We start from the raw sequence: 21,259 nt of genomic DNA, 5'->3' as shown, positions 1-21,259 counted from the left end.
GGGCTCCGCGGTTGGCCACTGATAAAAAACGGGCGGTAAAACCGCCCGTCACAGGTTTTTCGGAGACTATGGTTTGCCCTTAGTCCTTCGTAACCTTTTCCAGCCGGGTCGTCTGGCTGGGATGGCCCACATAATCCTTCACGCGCGCATTCAACACGATCGGCTCGAATCTCTCGAACATCGGCAGCACCGCCGGCTTCTGGGCGACGAACATTTCCTGCATCTGGGTGTAGATTTCCCCGCGCTTCTTGGCGTCGGGCTCCAGCGAAGCCTTTGCCGTCAGGGCAGTCAGTTCAGGAATGTCCCAGGCCGAGCGCCAGACGAAATTGCCGGCGTTGTTGGCGGCAAGCGAGTTGTCGGGATTGCTGGAAAACTGCTCCATCGAGCCCAGCACATTCGGCATGTAGGCGCCGGTCTGCGGAATGAGCAGGTCGAAATCCCGCGCGCGATGGGCGGCAATCACGTCCGAACCGTTACCCTGCTGGATATTGACCTTGATGCCGATCTCGCTGAGCGAGGCCTGGATCGCGGTGGCGAGGTCGATGCGCGGCGTCTGCGCGATCGTCTTCAGATTGAGCGTGAAGCCGTTCTCATAACCGGCCTCCTTGAGGAGAGCCTTCGCCTTCGGAACATCGAGCTTCCAGTCCGGGCTCGGAATGGCATATTCGAAGTTTTCCGGCACCGGCACCGTGCGCGCCCGGCCATAAGGACCCATGATGGTCTTTTCCATGCCCTTATAGTCGATGCCATAGGCAATCGCTTCGCGGACCTTGGGATTGGACAGGGGCTCCTTGCCGGCATTCATGGACAGGACGTAGAAGCCGCCCGTCGGCACACGCTGAATCTGGAAACCTTCCTTGTTGTTGAAGATTGCAAGATCGGCAGCCGTCAGCGCGCTGGCGATGTCGATATCACCGCGCTCCAGCATCAGGCGTTCCACCTGGCTTTCCGGCACATGGCGAACGATGACGCGGCGCATTTTCGGGCTGCCGGCCACATAATCCTTGTTGGCCTCGAGAATGATGATCTCATTCGGCGACCAGCGATTGAGCGTAAAGGGACCGGAACCGGCGGAATTGGTTCTCAGCCAGCCATTGCCCCAATCGTCATTGATTTCATGCGACTTGAGTTCCTTGCTGTCGACAACGCTGGCGATGACCATGGCCAGACGGTAAAGAAGCAGTTCGGACGTCGTCTCACCGGAAAGATCGATGCGTACCGTTTTTTCATCCGGTGCGCTCACCAGCTTGTCGATATTGTCCGCGTTGTAACCCACGCGCTTGAGGTTGGCTGCGGCCGCCTGGTTCATCTTCAACAGGCGGCTGAGCGAATAGACGACGTCCGCCGAAGTTACCGGATTGCCCGAGGCGAAATTGGCCTCGCGCAGATGAAAGGTGATGCCCTTGTCATCTGTTTCCCAGCGTTCGGCAAGCTGTGGCGAAACCTTTCCAGAACCATCCACCGAAATCAGGCGGTCATAGAGGTTGGCCATGATTTCGTTGGCTTTTGCTTCGGTGGCCTGATGCGGATCAAGCGACAGCACCTGGGCCAGCGACGTTCCGATGACAAGCTGGTCATTGGGTGTTTTGGCCAGGGCTGGCGCGGCCTGCACCAGCATGGCCCCAAGGGCGGTGGTGAATGCGAGACGGATCAATGATTTTCTCATACCTGCTCCTCCTACAGATCGGTAATTCATGTTTGGGAAAAAGCCGCGACGCAGCGGGGCGTCGCGGGCCGGAATGGTCAAAGATGTTTGTTAGCAAGCGCTTCGATCAAGGCGGCGATGTAGCCGTAGCAGAAGGCGAAAGCGACACCGACGGCATCGCGCCCGGCAATCGTCGGCACGTGGTCGGGCATGATCATGTAGCGATAGCCGAGTTCGTGATAGAGTTTCAGCGACCGCACCATGTCCATGTCGCCCTCATCGGGGAAGGTCTCCATGAAGGAGAGTTTACCGCCGCTGATATTGCGGAAATGGACGTTGAAAATCTTGTCGCGGCTGCCGAACCACCTGATGATGTCGTCGATCTCCTCGCGCGGATTGTCGAGCATCTCACCGATCGACCCCTGGCAGAAATTCAGGCCATGATAGGGGCTCTCGCGCATCTGCACGAATTTCTTCAGCCCTTCGACCGTGCCGAGTACGCGGGTGACGCCCCTGTAACCCGGAGGTGTATAGGGGTCATGCGGATGGCAGGCCAGGCGCACGCGGTTGCTTTCGGCCACCGGCACCACACGCTCGAGGAAATAGTCGATGCGTTCCCAGTTCTCGTCTTCGGAAAGAACGCCAGCCAGGCCCGGCGCGGCATCATGATCCGCCTTGTCCCAGCGCCAGGCTTCATTGAGCGATCCGCCGCGGCCACGCTCCATTTCCGTGCGCGGAATGCCGATGAGGTTGAGATTGTATTTCGCGGCAGGGATTCCGGCCCTGGCGATATCTTCTATCATCTTGCAGACCGCATCGATCTGTCGGTCACGATCCGGCCCGGCCAGCAGGATATCGGGATACGACGCCTGTTCGATGGGCCGGGACGGCAGCGGCAATTGCACCATGTCGAGGACGAGACCAAAGCTCTCTACCTTGTCACGGTGGCGTTCAAAGTCCTCAAAAGTCCAGCTCGCGGGTTTTCCGGGCGGATCAGCGTTGATATTCTTGACGCCGAGCTGCGCCCAAACCCTGAAATCCTCGTCATCACGCGCAGCAACCTGGGTGCCGACATACATCGATTCTCTCCTCTCTCCATGCAAGTCATCATATGACATCGCATGAAATAAGATGAGTGTCGAGATGCTATTGCGCTTCCGATAGCAACCTGTATCGGCGCTGGCTCGCAAGCATATGTTCGCGCATGGCTTTTCGCGCCGCGTCGGGATCCTGTTCGACGATGGCGCGCAGGATTGCCTCGTGCTCGGCCTGCACTTTGCGAAGATAATTCGCGTCACCGGTTTCCGGCAGCGTCGGGAACTGCCCGCGCGGTATGGAGCGCGAACCGAACTGACGCAGCGCCTCCAGATAAAAGCGGTTGTTGGTGGCGATCGCGATGGCCGTGTGGAACTCGTAATCGGCATCGACGGTGGTTTCACCCGCATCGATGGCGCGGGCCATTTTCCGGTGCGCCGCAGAGATTGCCGCTTCCTGCTGGGCCGTACGGCGATAGGCGGCGATTGCCGCCGCCTCCCCTTCCGTTGCAAGCCGAAACTCCAGCATTTCCAGCGTTTCCGCGATGGTGCCGACCTCGGATTGCGTCAGTTTCACGCCGGCCCATTCACTGGCATTGCTGACGAAAACCCCTTTACCCTGGATCGGAACGACATAGCCGGCAGAGCGCAGATCCGCAATCGCCTCGCGAACCACTGTCCGACTCACGCCATAGCTGCGCTCCAGCTCCGGTTCCGTGGGAAGCTGATCACCGTTTTTCAGTTTTCCACTGCGAATTTCTGCGCTGAGATTATCGATGATCTGTTGTGCCCGCCTCTCCCGCGGCCTCACCCTGTCGCCCATCATGCCACTCTTCCCTCTTGCAGAATACGAATCCCTTCGCTACTCATATGATGACATGACAGCACGTCATATGTTTTCATGTTAACTCAGGGAGGAGTTGGGATGAAGTACCATCAAGAGTTTTTGCAATGGAGAATTGCGCGTCTGCGGCGAGCAGCGTGCAAAGGCTCCACCGCTGACAGCGTTCTCACAGGGAAGTACGGCCAGCAATGACGGAGATCTCACTGCGCGGGCTTGGACATCGTTTTCTGCAACTGATCGTCAGCCTCTTCATCCTGCTCTGCATCACCTTCATCATCGGCCGAGTCATGCCGACCGATCCGGTCGGGGCGATCGTCGGCGAACTTGCTGACCCGAAGGCCTATGAGGCCATGCGAGCACGGCTGGGGCTCGATCTGCCGCTTTACCAGCAGTTCTTCATCTACCTGCGCGGACTGCTGCATGGCGATTTCGGCATTGCAATCCTGACCGGCAACCCGGTGACCCGCGATCTGGCGCAGGCGTTTCCCGCGACCTTCGAACTCGCCACGCTGGCGATCATCATCTCGACGGTCGTCGGTGTCCCACTCGGTCTTGCCGCCGCCCTCTTCCGCGATACCTTCATCGACAAGTTCGCGCGCGTTTTTGCGCTTGTCGGGCATTCGATACCGGTCTTCTGGTTCGGCATCGTCGGGCTGGTGATTTTCTACGCGAACCTCAACCTTGTCGCAGGCCCCGGCCGGGTCGACGTCTTTTACGAAGGCCTCGTGGAGCCGAAGACGGGATTGATGCTCATCGACACCCTCCTTGCGGGTGAGACGGAAATCTTCTGGAACGCGCTTGGACACATCATCCTGCCCGCCATCATCCTCGCCTATATGGCCATGGCCTATATCACCCGCATGACGAGGGCCTTCACCCTCGAACAGCTCAGCCAGGATTATGTCATCGCGGCACGGGCCAAGGGCGTCAGCCCCGCACGCACCATAACCCGTCATGTGCTGCCCAACATCGCCGTGCAGCTCATCACCGTTCTGGCGATTTCCTATGGAAACCTGCTGGAAGGCGCCGTAGTCACGGAGATCGTATTCTCCTGGCCCGGTATCGGCCAATACATGACGAATGCGCTGCTCATCGGCGACATGAATGCGATTCTGGCCGCCACGATCGTTATCGGCTTCATATTCATGCTGCTCAACTTCCTCGCCGATCTGGCCTATACCACGCTTGATCCCCGTACACGGGAGGCCGCACGATGACCGATATCGCGCATAACAATACTGTTGATCGACCCAGCGCCCTGTCGCGCCTATCGACCACCACCATGCGGACGCTTCGAAAGCTCGCAGACGAACCGCTTGGAATGTTCGGCTTCGCCATTCTGGCCATTCTGGTTGTCGTCGCCATTTTCGCCCCGCTCATCGCGCCTTACGATCCTGCCCGTCAGGCGCTCGAAAACGCGCTCCAGCCTCCCAGCTGGGCGCATCTGGCCGGAACCGACGAATTCGGCCGCGACATTTTCAGCAGGCTTGTCTACGGCACCCGCATCACCATCGAGACGGTTTTGTCGGTCTCGATCATCGTTGGTCCGATCGGCCTTGCCATTGGCGTGATGGCCGGTTTCTTCGGCGGCCGAACCGACGCGATCCTGATGCGCGCGACCGATATCGTCCTGTCCTTCCCGTCGCTCGTGCTGGCATTGGCCTTTGCAGCCGCCATGGGCGCCGGTCTCGGCACGGCGATCATCGCAATCTCTCTGACGGCATGGCCGCCGATTGCGCGTCTTGCCCGTGCGGAAGCGCTTGTGGTGCGCAATACCGATTACGTTGCCGCCGCCCGTCTCTATGGCGCCTCGCCGCTACGCATCCTGTTTCTATACATCGCGCCGATGTGCATTCCCTCGGTCATCGTTCGCCTGACATTGAACATGGCGGGCATCATCCTGACCGCCGCTTCACTCGGCTTCCTTGGTCTAGGAGCCCAGCCGCCGCTGCCGGAATGGGGTGCAATGATCTCCAGCGGCCGCAAGTTCATGCTCGATTACTGGTGGGTCGCCGTCATGCCCGGCATCGCCATCCTGCTGACGAGCCTTGCCTTCAACATCGCCGGCGATACGCTGCGCGACCTCCTGGATCCGCGCCATGCCCGTTCCTGATAGCTCCCCCATTCTTTCGGTCCGCGACCTCAATGTCCGTTTCGGCCGCAACACCATTCCGGCCGTGTCCAACGTCAATTTCGACGTCGGGCGCGAAAGGGTCGGCATCGTCGGTGAATCCGGCTCCGGAAAATCCACCACCGGCCGTGCCGCCATGCGGCTCCTGCCGAAAAGCGCTACCGTGACGGCGGAGCGGATGGACTTTCTCTCCGAACCGCTGCTCACAAAATCCGAACGCCAGATGGGCGCGATCCGCGGCAGCGAGATGGCGTTGATCATGCAGGATCCGCGTTATTCGCTGAACCCGGTGCTGCCCATCGGAAAGCAGGTGGCGGAAGCAGCCGAGCTGCATCTGGCGCTGACCGGCAAGGCGGCGAGAGGTGCCGCGCGCGACATGTTGCTGCGCGTGCGCATCAACGATCCCGACCGCGTGATGGCGCTTTATCCGCACCAGATATCGGGCGGCATGGGCCAGCGCGTGATGATCGCCATGATGCTGCTCGCCAAGCCGAAGCTGGTCATCGCCGACGAACCGACCTCGGCCCTCGATGTCAGCGTCCGCAAGGACGTGCTTTTGCTTCTGGACGAGATGGTGCGCGAGAATAATTCCGGCCTGATCCTCATCAGCCATGACATCCGCATGGTCGCGGCCTTCTGCGAACGCGTGCTGGTCATGTATGGCGGGCGCGTCGTGGAAACGCTGACAAAGCTTGAGGATGCGCAGCATCCCTATACGCGCGGCCTGATCGCGGCGATGCCCGATCCCCGCAATCCGGTGCGGCGTCTCAAGGTGCTGGATCGTCAGGCAATCGATGCGGAGGTGATGCGATGATCACGGTAGACAAGCTCGACGTCGTCTACGGCGAAAAGGAAAAGCGCAATCACGTCGTGCGCGGCGTCAGCCTCACGGTCAACAAAGGCGAAACCCTTGGCATCGTCGGCGAAAGCGGTTGCGGCAAGTCGACCTTGCTGCGGTCGCTGGCGGGGCTGGAAGCCGGCTGGACCGGCTCGATCAGCTTTAACGGCAAACCGGTCGGCAAGACCCGCAGCCGCGACGAACTGAAACTGGCCCAGATGGTGTTTCAGGACCCCTATGGTTCGCTGCACCCACGCCACCGCATCGGCCGGGCGCTCGCCGAACCGATCCGCGCGATGGGGCTTGGGGATGGCTGGTCGAAGGTTCCTGCCGCCCTGCAGCAGGTCGGCCTGCCCGCACATTTCGCCGAACGCTTCCCGCACGAACTTTCCGGCGGCCAGCGCCAGCGCGTGGCAATTGCCCGCGCGCTGATCCTCGAGCCGCCGATCCTGCTGCTCGATGAGCCGACATCCGCGCTCGACGTCTCCATCCAGGCCGAAATCCTGAACCTGCTTGCCGACCAGCGCGAAGAACGCGACCTGACCTTTGTTCTCGTCAGTCACGACCTCGCGGTGATCGCCCATATGTGCGATCGCGTGCTGGTCATGCAGAACGGCGTTTTTGTCGATGAGTTGACCAAGGCCGATCTTGAAGCGGGCGTTACCCATTCGGCCTATTCAGGCGAGCTGTTCGAAAGCAGTTTTCTCTGAAATCCTCCGTCGCGACATGGTCGGCAATAGCCTGAACCGCGACGGAGCTCCGTTCAGACGGACATCGGGTCTGCGGCTCGTGCCAGCCGCGGACACGACAATCAGTTCAGCCGATCTCCGTTTTCATCCGAAAACAGATGGATGCCGTCGAGCGCCGGGGAGACCCTTATCTCGTCGCCGACTGCCTGCCCTATGCGTTCCCGAAAGACGCCGAGCACCCTTGAACCGCCGAGTTTCATGGTGACCTGCGTTTCCGATCCCAGCGGTTCGACGAGCATTATCTCCGCCGGTACACCGGACGCATCGAGTGAGAAGTGCTCCGGGCGGATGCCATAGACGGCCCCTCTTCCCGCCAGACCGGCCGCAGCAGCCGGCAGGGGCAAGACCACACCCCCGGTTTCAAAACCGCCTGCCGATATCGTCCCGGACAGAAAATTCATCGATGGTGATCCGATGAAGCCGGCGACGAACTGATTTGCCGGGCGGTCGTAAAGTTCGAGCGGCGTGCCGACCTGCTCGACCCTGCCGCCGTTCAGGACCACGACCCTGTCCGCCATCGTCATCGCCTCCACCTGGTCATGCGTCACATAGATCGTGGTGGTCTTGAGCTTCTGGTGCAGCGCCTTGATCTCACCGCGCATGACGACGCGCAGTTTCGCATCGAGATTGGACAGGGGTTCGTCGAACAGGAACACCTGCGGGTTGCGCACGATGGCACGGCCCATCGCAACACGCTGGCGCTGGCCGCCGGAAAGCTGGCGCGGATAACGGTCGAGCAGCTGTGTGAGGCCGAGAATATCCGCTGCCCAGTTCACCTTTTCAGCGATTTCCTGCTTGCTTGAACCACGATGCTCCAGCGAAAAGCCCATATTGCTGGCGACCGTCATATGCGGATAAAGCGCATAGGACTGGAACACCATGGCGATATCGCGGTCCTTCGGGTCGAGATCGTTGACGATCCGCTCGCCGATCCTGAGTTCGCCGCCGGTAATCGTTTCAAGACCGGCTATCATCCGCAGCAATGTGGACTTGCCGCAGCCGGAGGGCCCGACAAGGACGACAAATTCGCCATCCCTGATGTCGAGATCGACACCGTGAATGGTTTTCACCGCGCCATAGCTTTTGCGGATGTCGGACAGGGTAACGTTAGCCATCGATCGATTCCGGTTCTTCAGCCCTTGAGGCCGGTATGGGCGAGGCCTTCGACGAACTGCTTCTGGGCAATCACGAAGACGATGAGCACGGGCAGCGCGGTGAGCGTCGCTGCGGCAAGCTGGATGTTCCACATCGGCCCGCCATAGGCGTCGGTATATTGGGTCAGCGCCTGCGGCAGCGTGAACATCTCGGCGCTGGAAAGAAAGACGATCGGTTCGAGGAACAGGTTCCACGAATGCAGGAAGGTGAAGATCGCGACCGACGCCAGCGCCGGTTTTGCCAGCGGCAGTGCGATCTTGCGGAAAATCTTGAAACGCCCGAGACCATCGACACGCGCCGCCTCTTCCAACTCGCCCGGCAGCGTCACGAAAAACTGCCGCATGACGAAGGTGGCGAAGACACTTGGCGCGCCGAAGATCGGAACAAGGATCAGCGGCCAGTGGGTGTTGACCATGCCGGCCTTCAGGAACATCTGGAACAGCGGCACGATCGTCACTTCCGAGGGGATGAGCAGGCCAAGCAGCACGATCATGAAGATGGCATTGGCACCCGGAAACCGGATACGTGCGAAGGCATATCCTGCCATGGAGGAGACAATCATCGTGCCAATCGTCACGACAGCAGCAATATAGGCGGAGTTCCAATATTGCCGCACGAAGGGCTGCAACTCGAATACCTTCGAGTAGGTCGTCCAATCCTGGTTTTGGGGAAAGAACTGCGGCGGGAAGGCGAAGATGTCGCTGATCGGCTTGATCGATGATGTCACCATCCACCAGGTCGGGAAAACGAACGGGATCAACAGCACACACAACAGCCCGTAAAGCGCCACCTGCATACGGGGGGAAAGGTCAGCTTTCATAAAAGACGATCCTCTTGCGCATCTGCCACTGGGCGAAGGTCAACACGGCGACGATCAGGAACAGCAGGATGGAAAGCGTCGAGCCATAACCGAAGAAATGGAACTGGAAGGCCTGCTGATAGAGGTAATAAACCAGCACCGTGGTCGAGAGACCCGGCCCGCCCTGGGTCAGAACCGCAATCTGCGCAAAAACCTGCAGCGAGCCGACGATGGTGATGATCGAGGTCAACAGGATCGTCGGGCTGATCAGCGGCAGGGTAATGCGACGGAACTGCTTGAAGGCGGGCGCACCGTCGATGCGGGCCGCCTCGTAGAGTTCCTTCGGCACGCCCTGGAGCGCCGCCAAAAACAGGATCATGTTGAGCCCGACATTCTTGAAGACCTGCACGACGATGACAGAAATCATCGCTGTCGTCTCCTCGCGCAGCCAGTTGGGCCCCTCGATGCCGATCATCAGCAACATGCCGTTGATGCCGCCGTTCTTCTGCAACAGGAAGCCCCAGACAATCGTCCAGGCGACCAGCGAAACGACCACCGGCGAGAAGAACAGGGTTCTGAAGATCGCAATACCGGCAAGTTTCTGGTTGAGCAGCACGGCAAGCAGCAGCGCCAGCGACAGGTTGAACACGACAAGCCCGGCCGAGAAGATCGCGGTCGCGCCCAGCACCTCACGAAGATTGCCGTCTTCCATCAACATCCGGTAGTTCTGCGTACCGGTATAGGTGAAGGTATTGGCGAGCACATTCCACTCATGCAGTGAATACCAGAACACCAGCCCGAGCGGGATCAGCACGAAGATGATGATCCCGATCAGTTGCGGGGCGATGAACAGAAAGCCAGCGAGACTGTCGCGCCGCGCGATGGTCCAGAATGCCGATACCGGACGATCTTGAGGACGGGTAACTTCCTGCGCGACAGCCATGGCTTTCTCCTCAGCGCTTCAGAAGCGGCCCGATCTGGCCGCAGATTTTTTGAAGCGCGCCCGCGACATCGGCCTCCGGCCGCCAGACGGCGTCGAGGTTCGAGCGCACGATCTGCTGGATCTGGGCAAAGCCGGTATGGCCGGGCATGACCTTGCCGGTGGCGATGCCTGATATGACGACCTTTTCGATCTGCTCCTGGCTGAGCAGCGGATTGGTCTTTTTCAACACCTCCGCATTCAGCAGCGACTTGCGCGCCGAGGGAAAGAACTGGCTGAGCTTGGCGGAATTTTCCGGATTGGTCATGTAGGCGACGAACTCGGCTGCAGTCTCGGCATTCTTGCCGGACTGCATGACGCCGATGCCCGCCTGGCCGATCAAGGCATATTCGCCAGCCGGCCCCTTGGGCAGCGGCACGAGGTCCCAGCCGAAAGGCTTGTCCTTCGGCAGAAGCGAGGCACGGCTGATCTGGGTTATGGTCATGGCCGCATTACCGGCAAAGAAATCGACCGTCTCGCCCGGACCGGGCATGGCCTTCTTCTCGAAGATGGCGTCGTGGATGAACGAGACGGCATCCGCCATCGGCTTTTCCGCCATGGTGCAGGTTGTACCGTCAGCGCTCCAGGGGGAAGCACCCCAGCCGTTCCACACCGAGGTGAGATATTGCCAGCTCTGGTAATTGAAATCACGGACGACAAGCCCGCCCTTGCCGGCTTTTGCGACGGCAGAGGCCGTGGCGATGGCGTTCTCCCATGTCCATTCGCCGGCAGCGATCATGTCCGCCGGCGTCTTGGCGCCTGCGGCCTTGATGAGATCATTGTTGACGAAGACGGCAAAGGGTGAGGTCGAGAACGGATAGGCAAAGAGCTTGCCATCCTGCGACCAGCGTTCCGTGGCGCCGGCGCTGACTTCCTCGAGATTATAGCCCGGCGCGGCCTTCAGCGTATCGGTGAGCGGGTAGAGCGCACCGGATTTGACGAAATCATAGGCCGAGGTCTCGAAAATCCAGGCCATGTCAGGCGCATTGCCGCCCGCAATCTGGGTCGTGAGCGCAGTCGTATAGGTGTCGAAAGGCAGGGACTCATAGGACACGCTGACGTTTGGATGATCCTTCTTGAAGCCCGCCGCGATGTCGTTGAACAGCTTCAGATGCGCCTCGTTGGCGCTCCAGATTGTCATGCGCAGCTTGATCGCATCCTGCGCCGCTGCGGCTCCTGCGAGCGCAAACGAGCCGATGAGGGCCAGCGCGCAGGCGGTGGATTGCATTTTCCAATGATTGTTCATTCCCAGTCCTCCTCCAAAGATGGGTTCGATCGAACGGCAGTCCGCCGTCCTAATAGGCCGCTATGTCCGGCCAGCGTATTTCGATGCCTTCGTGGGTCAGCGCCGTCTGGAAGGCATGAAGATGGTCATCGTCTTCCTGCACCTGATGCGGTGTGAGACCTTTTTCCAGGCAGTGGGCCGCAAGCATTCCAGCCACTTCGCCGATATTCCATTCGACCGGATGCAGCCGGTAGCAACCGTTGGTGATATGCGTCGTGCCGATATTCTTGCCGGCCGGAATGAGGTTCTTCACGCGCTGCGGGATCAGCGCGCCGAGCGGAATCTCGAAGGGGCAGGAAGGCACGTCGATGTAATTGTCGCCGCCGGTCGATGGATGCAGATCGATGCGATACATGCCGATACCGATGCTGTCGCGATATCGCACCGCGCCTTTGTCACCGCGAACCGTGTAGGAAAGGTCCTGCTCGACGATGCGCGTGACCGGCTTGATGCGGCGGCTTTCACGAATATAGGGCGCCATGGCGAGGCCATGTTCGGTGCCGGTGATATCGCCTCTCAGCCGCAGCCCGCGGAAACCCTGCCCGCCATCAAGACGCGGCGCTTCCGTCTGCAGCCAGTAGAAGACCGAATAGGAAAGGTCCGCCGCCGCCTTCAGATGCCGCGTCTTTTCCTCTTCCGACACATCGATAATCGTGCCGTCCATATAGTCGATCATCGGCCAGTTCACGAGGCAGATGTCGGACTTGTAGAAACCGGGCGTAAAGTTCTTCCGCGCCGCGATACGGCGGAAAATCCAGAGGTTTTCATCGCCGCCGCCCTTGCGCTGGTCGGCATCGACCAGCAGCGGATCGTCATCGGGATTTGGCGTGAAGGATCGGGTGGTATGATCAAGCGTGCGCGGATGCGGCGCGGTGAAGCCGAGGAGCGGCCCGCCCCAGAAGTGCGGCTGGTAAGAGCGCCAGTAATCGTAATTGTCAGGCTTGTCGATCGTCTGGTCACCGTCGACATGGTCGATGGCAAAGCAGATCGATACGGCCTGCACATTGTCCGGCTGGACTTCAGCCGGCGCGCTGGGTTCACCCGTGTCCGACTGCGCCTCGAAACCCTTGGCATATTCCGTGCCCGTCATCGGCAAGAGATCGCCGAGTTCGGTGGCATCAAGGATGTAATCGGCGGAAATGACGATTTCAGCGCCGCTGTCGCGATGGCGGACGGTTACTGAGCGAACCCTGTCGCCCTCGACATCGGCCGCGACCGGACGCCAGGGCTTGAGCACCGTCAGGCGGCCGGCGCCGATATAGGGCATCAGCATGCTTTCCATGACCGCGAGGCTGACACGCGGCTCGGCGCAGATGCGGCTCACCCATCCGCCACCCGGATTGAGATCGCCCCAGGCCCGTGCGCCTTCCGTCAGCGGATAATGGTCACGATAATATTGCCGCACACCGTTGCGCAACGCCCGGTAAGAGCGGGTGATGCCGAATTGCTCGACCCATGTATGCTCGTCCGACGGAACGGCCTGACTGGTCAATTGCCCGCCGATCCAGTCATATTCCTCGGTCATGATAACGCGCTTTCCGGCCCGTGCGGCAGCCAGTGCCGCCGCCACGCCGCCAAGGCCGCCACCGACCACGAGAATATCTGCTTGCATGTCTTTCACGTCGTCACATCCGTTTTGTTGACTGGGGACTTGTTTGCGGAGGCTGCCGGGGCCGGGCCCAATGTTTCCCCTCTGACGGGTTCACATTTGAGAAGGATTTGGCTACCCGGACTGCCGGTCTCGATGCGGTTGACCAGCATGGCAGTCGCCTGCCGGCCCATTTCCTCGCGGGGAATTTCATAGGAGGTGAAGCGCACCGGGCTGCGTGCGGCCCTGATATGGCTGCCAAGCACGATCATCGAAAAAGCCTCGGGCACGGCAAGCCCGCGCGCCCGCGCCAGCGCTTCGACACGCACGGCATCGGCCAGCTCTATGAAGAAGGCTGCCGTCGCCCCGCTTTCAAGGATGGCATCAAGGATCTTGTCGGCCGGCCGGTTGACGGCCTTGATATGAAGGGCAAGCGTGGCTGCATCACCGAGCGCCGCACTGAAACCACGCCAGCGGTCGGCAATTGATTCCGCCGGGCCATCGGGCCCGATATAAGCGAGCTTCGAGTGCCCCAGCGCTCTGGCGTCCTCGACGAGCTGCCGTGTTCCCGCGGCATAGTCGCCGCCCACATAAGGAACCGGCCCGCCAGCGTCTTCACGTCGGCCGATCGCCACGAAAGGATAGTCTTCCGAGACCAGCCGGGCGAGTTCCTTGCGATCGAATTCGCGACCGAGAACCAGACAGCCATCGGCGATCCTGAGCCTGTTGCCTTCCGAAAAAATCTTGCGGTTATTGCCGACGCCGGCGCTGGTCAGCAGCAGAAGATCATAGGCCTGCTGCTGCGCCTCTTCCTCGATACCCAGCAGGAACGGCGTGAAGAAGTCGGCCTGCGCGCTCGGGAAAGCCGGCTCGTAGGTGAAAACGCCGAGGATGCGGTTCAGCCCCTTGGCCATTCGCCGCGCGATCGGGTCGGCGACATAACCTGTCTGGCGAATGACCGCCTGTACCCGTTCGCGGGTTTCAGCCGGGATGCGGGCAATCGCGGCCGGTGCGCCATTCAGAACAAGCGATACCGTTGCCTGACTGACCCCAGCGAGCTTGGCGATGTCGTTTTGCGTGAGGCGTTTATGATTGGTCACGCGATGCCCTCCCCGACATCCGATCGTTGCTAATACGTATTAGCTGCTAATGCGCATTAGCACGATTTGTGGGCACCGAGTCAAGCGATAAAGATGCACTTGCTGAGGGAGGCCACGGGGTTGTGACAAAAAGCACGCCCCGCGGCGGCAGTACTGGTGGAAGCGGCTATAACAGCCGTAAAATAGCAATCAGCCCGGATTCACGGACCCGCAGGTGCTTTCTCACCGGTGAGCTTCTGTTCAAGCAGCCATGTCCACATCGCCTCGTCCTTCAGCACTTTCCCTTCGACCGCTTCATGGTCCGTATCTTCGAACACGGTGAGCCGGACATTTCGTTTCAGTTCCTGAAGGCGTTGCACGAGGACCACCGTGTCGGACAGCGGAATCACAGCGTCATTTGCGCCATGAAAGGCCCAGAAAGCTACCCTTTCATTCGTTCGATTGAGGTAATGCCGGATACCGCCGCCGGCGATCGGAACAACCGCGGCAAAAGTTTCAGGAAACTGCGCGGCCATCGACCATGCGCCGAACCCTCCCCGGCTATAACCGATCAGATAGATGCGCTCGCGATCCACCCGATGATCGGCCACCACCGCCTGAAGAACACTCGCCACGCGCTCGATCGGATAGAGCAATTCTTCACTCGGATTTTGCGGCGAGAACACCAGAAAATGAAAATCGCGGCCTTCTTCAATCAGTTTCGGCAGGCCGCTGCGGCGCAGCTTTTCGATGTCGTCGCCGCCCTGATCGCCGCCATGCAGCCAGACGACAAGAGGATAGGTCTTATCCGAACTGGCGTAGTCCTTGGGCGTGTAGAGCAGATAGTTGATATCAGAGGCGATGGTGACATCGGATTTCATCGCCTTCTGTTCGGCCTGGGCAAAAGTCGAGGCAGCGATTGCGGCGACAGCGATCAGGCAAAGTTTCAGATGCTTCATGGTCTGGTCCTCCCAAAACGCGCCTCCTCCCGAGGCGCGATTATTGAACTCGCGGATCACCGGGTTGGTTCAAAGGTTTCGCTGCAGAATGAGAAAATGCACTGAAACAAATTGAGAATATTCATATATTTCATAATAATACCGCTATTTCCTCATGCGTAATCTGATTTGCGATTGCGGTATCGGGCACGCCCGGCAACCAGCAGCCACCGACGAACTGCAAGCGACCTTTCGGAACAATAAATCTCACCACCGACCGTGTTTAAACGACGGGAAAGAGGCGTTCAGCATTTGTTCTGGATTGGTGTTTGAGTCTTTGCTAATCATTGCGACAACAGGGCAGACAATGGCCGGCGATTCCGACAACTGCCATCTCTGAAGATGTCCTCACCATGGGGACAGGCAGGTATCAAGGATTGTTCGCATGGCGGTTGCCTATCTGGAAAAGCTCAACGAACAGCAGCGCAAGGCGGTGGAGCATGGCGTTGGGCTGACAGACGGCCACACGGCCGGGCCTCTGCTGATCATCGCCGGGGCCGGTTCGGGCAAGACCAATACGTTGGCCCACCGTGTCGCACATCTGATCGTGAATGGCGCCGATCCCCGCCGTATTCTGCTGATGACGTTTTCGCGGCGTGCCGCCACGGAAATGTCGCGCCGCGTGGAGCGTATCTGCAAACACGTCCTCGGCGGCAATTCGGGGGCTCTCACCGACGCGCTCGCGTGGTCAGGCACCTTTCACGGCATCGGCGCGCGCCTGTTGCGCATTTATGCCGAACAGATCGGGCTCAACATCGATTTCACCATCCACGACCGCGAGGACAGCGCCGACCTGATGAACCTTTCCCGGCACGAGCTGGGTTTTTCCAAGACCGAAAGCCGCTTTCCGACAAAAGGCACTTGTCTTGCCATCTATTCGCGCGCAGTGAATTCCCAGACGCCGCTCAAGGACATATTGCGCCAGCATTATCCCTGGGTCGCCAATTGGGAGAGCGAACTTAAGGCACTGTTTGCAGCCTATGTGGAGGCAAAACAAGTCCAGAACGTGCTCGATTACGACGATCTCCTGCTCTACTGGGCCCAGATGGTCAGCGACCCCATTCTGGCTGATGATATCGGCAACCGCTTCGACCATGTCATGGTCGACGAATATCAGGATACCAACAGGTTGCAGGCCTCCGTGCTGATGGCGCTCAAACCCGGCGGTCGCGGTTTAACCGTGGTGGGCGACGACGCGCAGTCGATCTATTCGTTCCGGGCGGCGACAGTGCGAAACATCCTCGATTTCCCGGCGTCCTTCAGCCCGGCGGCCGACATCATCACGCTCGATCGCAACTATCGCTCGACACAGCCGATCCTTGCGGCCGCCAACGGCGTGATCGATCTGGCGCGCGAGCGGTTCACCAAAAACCTCTGGACCGAGCGGGAATCGCTGGAGCGCCCGAAGCTCGTGACGGTGAAGGACGAAACCGAACAGGCGAATTTCATCATCGACCAGATTCTTGCAAACCGCGAAACCGGCATGACGCTGAAACAGCAGGCCGTGCTGTTTCGCACCTCCAGCCATAGCGGGCCGCTCGAGGTGGAACTGACCCGCCGCAACATCCCCTTCGTCAAATTTGGCGGCCTGAAATTCCTCGACAGCGCCCATGTGAAGGACATGCTGGCCGTGCTGCGCTTCGCGCAGAACCCGCGCGACCGCGTCGCCGGTTTCCGGCTGCTGCAGATGCTGCCCGGCATCGGACCGAAGAAGGCCGGCAATATTCTCGATGCCATCGCGACAGACCCCGAGCCGCTGCTTGCCCTTGCTGAAATTCCGCCCCCTCCGAAGACCGGCGATGACTGGACGACCTTCACGCAGATGCTGGTGGGCCTGCGGCAGGCCCCGAATGGCTGGCCGGGTGAAATCGGGCAGGCACGGCTGTGGTACGAACCCCATCTCGAACGCATCCATGAGGACGCCGACACCCGCAAGGCAGATCTGCTGCAACTCGAGCAGATCGCTGGCGGCTACCCCTCACGCGAACGTTTTCTGACCGAGCTGACACTCGATCCACCCGACGCCACCAGCGATCAGGCCGGCGTGCCGCTGCTCGACGAGGACTATCTCAGCCTGTCGACCATCCATTCGGCAAAAGGCCAGGAGTGGCGTTCCGTCTTCATCCTGAATGTGGTCGATGGCTGCATTCCCTCCGACCTCGGGGTCGGCACCACCCAGGAACTGGAGGAAGAACGCCGGCTGCTCTATGTCGCCATGACCCGCGCCAAGGACAGCCTGTCGCTGATAACACCGCAACGTTTCTTCACCGGCGGGCAGAACCAGCAGGGTGACCGGCATGTCTACGCCGCAAGAACCCGCTTCATACCGGCGACCCTGCTGCAATTCTTCGAAACGATGACCTGGCCTCTGGTTTCGGCCGCCGCTTCGGAACGAAGCGCGCAGCAGATCCGGATTGATGTGGGTGCGCGGATGCGGGCGATGTGGAAATAAGAGCGGGGGTCCCGGGAATATCGACCTGCACGATGCGCGAACGGACGAGGCCGGCGCCGACTTAGCTTGGGAGTTCTTCCTGACACCCGATCATTCTCTAAACGTGAAAAACAGGCCGCGGCCCAACAGGCTTTCGACATGCTGTTCGACGGAGATTCCGTCGCTCTTGTGTGGGCGATCAATAAAGCGTTATTGACTGTCCCTACCGATAAAGCCATATCACCCTGAGTAGGCAGACCAGACAGGATCCGCATAGTGCAACTAGAAGCATTCTCGATATCAGGCTTAAAAAAGATAACTCCGGCTCGTTTCGGCGACAGCAGGGGTTACTTCAGCGAGGTTTTCAAGAGGGAATGGTTTCGCGAAAATGTAGCCGACGTGGAGTTCGTGCAGGACAATGAATCCCTGTCCGCACAGGCCGGGACCGTAAGAGGGCTTCATTTTCAGACAGAGCCTTTCGCACAGGGCAAGCTCGTTCGCTGCATTCGGGGCCGGCTGCTGGATGTCGCGGTGGATATCAGAACAGGATCGCCCACCTTCGGACAATGGGCGGCTGTAGAACTCTCACCCGAAAATGGCGAGCAGCTGTGGGTTCCGGCGGGATTTGCCCACGGTTTCATGACGCTCGTTGACGACACGGTCATCTCATACAAAGTGACGGCGCCCTATAGTGCGGCCAACGACCGCGGCGTTAAATGGGATGATCCTGCCATTGGTATCAATTGGCCGAAGCTGGAAGGCTACGTCCTTTCCGAGAAGGATGGCAAGCAACCGCTTCTGTCGGAATTGCCTGAATATTTCACTTACCAAAACACTGGAAACTGATGATGCGCGTTCTAGTTACCGGCGGCGCCGGATTTATCGGCTCGGCCCTCGTACGTTATCTTGTGAGCGAGATCGGCGCGGATGTTCTCACTGTCGACAAACTTACATATGCAGGAAATCTGGCGTCCCTCAAGCCAATCGAAAATGCACCCAATCACCGCTTTCTTCAGGCCGACATATGTGACCGGGTCGCGATGAATGACGCATTCGCGACATTCCAGCCGGATTACGTGATGCATCTGGCCGCCGAGAGCCATGTTGACCGCTCCATAACCGGCGCCGCTGATTTTATTCAGACCAACATCAACGGCACCTTCACGATGCTGGAGGCGGCGCGGCAATATTGGAGCGGCCTTGCGGATGACGCCAAGGCGAATTTCCGCTTGCTTCACGTGTCAACCGACGAGGTATACGGCTCGCTCGGGGACGATGGTCTTTTCGAAGAAACAACCCCTTACGACCCATCGTCGCCATACTCCGCCTCGAAAGCCGCGAGCGATCATCTCGCCACAGCCTGGCAGCGCACGTACGGCCTTCCGGTCGTCATTTCCAACTGCTCCAACAATTACGGGCCATTCCATTTCCCGGAAAAGCTCATTCCGCTGATCATTCTCAACGCGCTGGAAGGCAAGCCGCTGCCGGTCTATGGAAACGGCGCGAACATCCGCGACTGGCTTTATGTGGAAGACCACGCCCGCGCTCTGTGGCTTATCGTTCAAAAGGGCCTTGCCGGCGAGAAATACAATGTCGGCGGCAGAAACGAACAGAAGAATATCGATGTTGTGAACTGCATCTGCTCCATTCTCGACGAACTGCGCCCTCAATCCAAACCCTATGCCGAGCTCATCAAATACGTCACGGACCGCCCTGGTCACGATGCGCGCTACGCCATTGACGCCACGAAGCTGGAAACCGAGCTCGGCTGGAAAGCACAGGAAAATTTTGCGACGGGCATCCGCAAGACCGTGCAATGGTACCTCGACAATGAGTGGTGGTGGCAGCCGCTTCGCGAGGGAGTTTATGCCGGAGAGCGCCTCGGCGTTCTGACAAAGGGCTGAGCGGATGCGGCTGGCAGTTACCGGCAAAAATGGTCAGGTCGTCAGCGCCCTTCAGGCGCTGGCGAGCGCCGAGCTGGAGATCGTGGCTCTAGGTCGACCGGAACTCGACCTTGCGCAGCCTGAAACTATTTTGAAGGCGCTACAAGAGGTAAAACCCGATGCCGTGGTATCGGCTGCTGCCTATACCGCTGTCGACAAGGCAGAAAGTGAGCCGGACATCGCTTTTGCCGTTAATCGGGACGGAGCAAGGGCCGTCGCGCAGGCGGCAAGTGACATCGGTATTCCCGTGATTCATCTTTCTACGGATTATGTTTTCGATGGCGCCAAGGCCACCGCCTATGTCGAAAGTGATCCTACAGGCCCTACTTCCATCTACGGTCGCTCGAAGCTCGAAGGCGAACGAGCCGTTTCGGAGGCTACCGGCAATTACGCCGTTCTGCGAACCGCATGGGTCTATTCGGAATATGGCAACAACTTCGTGAAAACCATGCTCCGGCTGAGCGAGAACCGCGACGAGATCAATGTGGTTGCGGACCAGTTCGGATGCCCTACTTCGGCCAACGATATCGCTACCGCTATCGTAGCAATCGCAAGGAAACTCGTGGACGATTCCTCGCCCCGTCTTCGTGGAGTTTTTCATCTTTCCGGAACCGGTGAAACGAACTGGGCGAATTTCGCGAAACAGATATTCGCATTTTCTGAAGAAAACGGCGGGAAGTCGATGATCGTCAACGACATCACGACTGCACAATACCCTACACCAGCCCGGCGTCCGGCAAACTCGCGCCTTGATTGCAGCAAGCTGGAAGCGGTTTACGGCATAAGGCTGCCGAACTGGCAAACATCAACGCGCGCGGTCGTCACCGCTCTTGCGCAGAGCAAAAAGGAAACGCCATGAAGGGCATCATTCTGGCCGGAGGCAGCGGCACGCGCCTGCATCCGATGACATTGGCGGTCTCGAAGCAGATCCTGCCGGTCTACGACAAGCCGATGATCTATTATCCGCTGACCACGCTGATGCTGGCCGGCATCCGCGAAATTCTCATTATCTCTACACCCCATGACATGCCGCTTTTCCAGTCTCTCCTGGGTGATGGCTCAAAATGGGGTCTTTCCATTGAATATGCGGTTCAACCCAGCCCTGATGGGCTGGCGCAGGCGTATATGATCGGAGCGGACTTCGTGGCGGGTTCCCCATCGTGTCTTATCCTGGGGGACAACATATATTATGGCCACGGATTGCCGGAGCTTCTGCAGGCAGGCACGAGCGTCAACGACGGAGCGACGGTTTTCGCCTATCATGTGAATGACCCCGAACGTTATGGCGTGGTCGATTTCGATGGCGAAATGCGTGCTCTCTCCATCGAAGAAAAGCCCGCAAAGCCCAAATCCAATTGGGCCGTCACGGGTCTTTATTTTTACGATGCGGATGTGGTCGACATCGCGGCCAATCTCAAACCTTCGGCGCGCGGCGAATACGAGATTACGGACGTAAATCGGACCTATCTGGAGCGCGGCAAGCTGAAAGTATCGATCATGGGGCGCGGTTACGCCTGGCTTGATACCGGCACGCCGGAGAGTCTTCTCGAGGCTGGTGAATTCGTGCGAACACTGGAGAAGCGACAAGGCTTCAAGATTGCATGTCCGGAAGAGATTGCTCTGAGCAAAGGCTTCATCACCAAGTCGCAATTTGCCGAAATCGCCGAAAAAGCTGGCAAGGGCGATTATGGCGTTTACTTGCGTAAACTTGCGAATGTATGATCTGCTTTCCCTGCATTAGGAGGGCGCGGTCCCTCCCAA

The 21,259-nt window shown here is 59.2% G+C and carries 19 protein-coding genes; 9 read left to right on the top strand and 10 right to left on the bottom strand.

Features of this window, described 5'->3' with window-relative positions:
• Positions 1-79: 79 nt before the first annotated feature.
• The 3 genes from AC5I5B_RS22330 to AC5I5B_RS22320 form a co-directional block, all read right to left on the bottom strand.
• On the bottom strand, positions 80-1,666 hold the full coding sequence (locus tag AC5I5B_RS22330; RefSeq protein ID WP_111784917.1) for an ABC transporter substrate-binding protein: 1,587 nt from the start codon (positions 1,664-1,666) through the stop codon (positions 80-82).
• A gap of 77 nt (positions 1,667-1,743) precedes the next feature.
• Entirely contained in the window at positions 1,744-2,724 is a 981-nt protein-coding gene (locus AC5I5B_RS22325; protein ID WP_099086814.1) for a mannonate dehydratase, read from the bottom strand.
• Between the two features lie 67 nt (positions 2,725-2,791).
• Positions 2,792-3,505, bottom strand: coding sequence for a FadR/GntR family transcriptional regulator (locus AC5I5B_RS22320; protein ID WP_003505593.1), 714 nt, complete (start codon positions 3,503-3,505; stop codon positions 2,792-2,794).
• A 206-nt stretch (positions 3,506-3,711) separates the two neighbouring features.
• Here AC5I5B_RS22320 and AC5I5B_RS22315 point away from each other — a divergent pair, with 206 nt between their 5' ends.
• From AC5I5B_RS22315 to AC5I5B_RS22300, 4 genes are read left to right on the top strand one after another with little or no spacing between them, the layout of a single operon-like run.
• Positions 3,712-4,740 (top strand): ABC transporter permease, encoded by a 1,029-nt coding sequence (locus tag AC5I5B_RS22315; protein WP_060727246.1) that lies wholly within the window; start codon positions 3,712-3,714, stop codon positions 4,738-4,740.
• A complete protein-coding gene (locus AC5I5B_RS22310; RefSeq protein ID WP_174054820.1) occupies positions 4,737-5,636 on the top strand; it encodes an ABC transporter permease in 900 nt (299 codons plus the stop codon). Before AC5I5B_RS22315 ends, AC5I5B_RS22310 begins: the two co-directional genes overlap by 4 nt.
• Positions 5,623-6,468, top strand: coding sequence for an ABC transporter ATP-binding protein (locus AC5I5B_RS22305; RefSeq protein WP_087746941.1), 846 nt, complete (start codon positions 5,623-5,625; stop codon positions 6,466-6,468). The genes AC5I5B_RS22310 and AC5I5B_RS22305 overlap by 14 nt, the downstream gene beginning before the upstream one ends.
• On the top strand, positions 6,465-7,202 hold the full coding sequence (locus AC5I5B_RS22300; RefSeq protein ID WP_003505589.1) for an ABC transporter ATP-binding protein: 738 nt from the start codon (positions 6,465-6,467) through the stop codon (positions 7,200-7,202). Before AC5I5B_RS22305 ends, AC5I5B_RS22300 begins: the two co-directional genes overlap by 4 nt.
• A gap of 101 nt (positions 7,203-7,303) precedes the next feature.
• Here the strand turns inward: AC5I5B_RS22300 and AC5I5B_RS22295 are convergent, their stop codons facing one another.
• From AC5I5B_RS22295 to AC5I5B_RS22265, 7 genes are all read right to left on the bottom strand, one after another.
• The gene (locus tag AC5I5B_RS22295) at positions 7,304-8,356 is read right to left on the bottom strand and encodes an ABC transporter ATP-binding protein (RefSeq protein WP_060727248.1); all 1,053 of its coding nucleotides are present in this window, start codon (positions 8,354-8,356) and stop codon (positions 7,304-7,306) included.
• A 17-nt stretch (positions 8,357-8,373) separates the two neighbouring features.
• Positions 8,374-9,216 carry a carbohydrate ABC transporter permease gene (locus tag AC5I5B_RS22290; RefSeq protein WP_112346327.1) on the bottom strand — a complete coding sequence of 281 codons (843 nt, stop codon included), beginning with the start codon at positions 9,214-9,216 and terminating at the stop codon, positions 8,374-8,376.
• Entirely contained in the window at positions 9,206-10,138 is a 933-nt protein-coding gene (locus AC5I5B_RS22285) for a carbohydrate ABC transporter permease (RefSeq protein WP_111784914.1), read from the bottom strand. The genes AC5I5B_RS22290 and AC5I5B_RS22285 overlap by 11 nt, the downstream gene beginning before the upstream one ends.
• A gap of 10 nt (positions 10,139-10,148) precedes the next feature.
• Entirely contained in the window at positions 10,149-11,420 is a 1,272-nt protein-coding gene (locus AC5I5B_RS22280) for an ABC transporter substrate-binding protein (RefSeq protein WP_099086809.1), read from the bottom strand.
• A 49-nt stretch (positions 11,421-11,469) separates the two neighbouring features.
• Positions 11,470-13,071, bottom strand: a complete 1,602-nt coding sequence (locus AC5I5B_RS22275) for an FAD-dependent oxidoreductase (protein ID WP_495752853.1) — start codon at positions 13,069-13,071, stop codon at positions 11,470-11,472.
• A gap of 5 nt (positions 13,072-13,076) precedes the next feature.
• The gene (locus AC5I5B_RS22270) at positions 13,077-14,147 is read right to left on the bottom strand and encodes a LacI family DNA-binding transcriptional regulator (protein WP_107676826.1); all 1,071 of its coding nucleotides are present in this window, start codon (positions 14,145-14,147) and stop codon (positions 13,077-13,079) included.
• A 200-nt stretch (positions 14,148-14,347) separates the two neighbouring features.
• Positions 14,348-15,085, bottom strand: a complete 738-nt coding sequence (locus AC5I5B_RS22265; RefSeq protein WP_174054819.1) for a carboxylesterase family protein — start codon at positions 15,083-15,085, stop codon at positions 14,348-14,350.
• A 424-nt stretch (positions 15,086-15,509) separates the two neighbouring features.
• Here AC5I5B_RS22265 and AC5I5B_RS22260 point away from each other — a divergent pair, with 424 nt between their 5' ends.
• The 5 genes from AC5I5B_RS22260 (at position 15,510) to rfbA (ending at position 21,220) form a co-directional block, all read left to right on the top strand.
• Positions 15,510-17,576, top strand: a complete 2,067-nt coding sequence (locus AC5I5B_RS22260; RefSeq protein WP_174054818.1) for an ATP-dependent helicase — start codon at positions 15,510-15,512, stop codon at positions 17,574-17,576.
• Between the two features lie 255 nt (positions 17,577-17,831).
• Complete coding sequence (rfbC, locus tag AC5I5B_RS22255) at positions 17,832-18,401, top strand: dTDP-4-dehydrorhamnose 3,5-epimerase (RefSeq protein ID WP_035212887.1); 570 nt, start codon at positions 17,832-17,834, stop codon at positions 18,399-18,401.
• 2 nt (positions 18,402-18,403) lie between these two features.
• A complete protein-coding gene (gene rfbB, locus AC5I5B_RS22250) occupies positions 18,404-19,459 on the top strand; it encodes a dTDP-glucose 4,6-dehydratase (protein ID WP_174054817.1) in 1,056 nt (351 codons plus the stop codon).
• A 4-nt stretch (positions 19,460-19,463) separates the two neighbouring features.
• A complete protein-coding gene (rfbD, locus tag AC5I5B_RS22245) occupies positions 19,464-20,357 on the top strand; it encodes a dTDP-4-dehydrorhamnose reductase (RefSeq protein ID WP_174054816.1) in 894 nt (297 codons plus the stop codon).
• Complete coding sequence (gene rfbA, locus AC5I5B_RS22240) at positions 20,354-21,220, top strand: glucose-1-phosphate thymidylyltransferase RfbA (protein WP_003505575.1); 867 nt, start codon at positions 20,354-20,356, stop codon at positions 21,218-21,220. The genes rfbD and rfbA overlap by 4 nt, the downstream gene beginning before the upstream one ends.
• Positions 21,221-21,259 lie beyond the last annotated feature (39 nt).

It is taken from the genome of Agrobacterium sp. (assembly GCF_059499945.1).
This window is presented reverse-complemented; position numbering and strand designations above follow the sequence as displayed.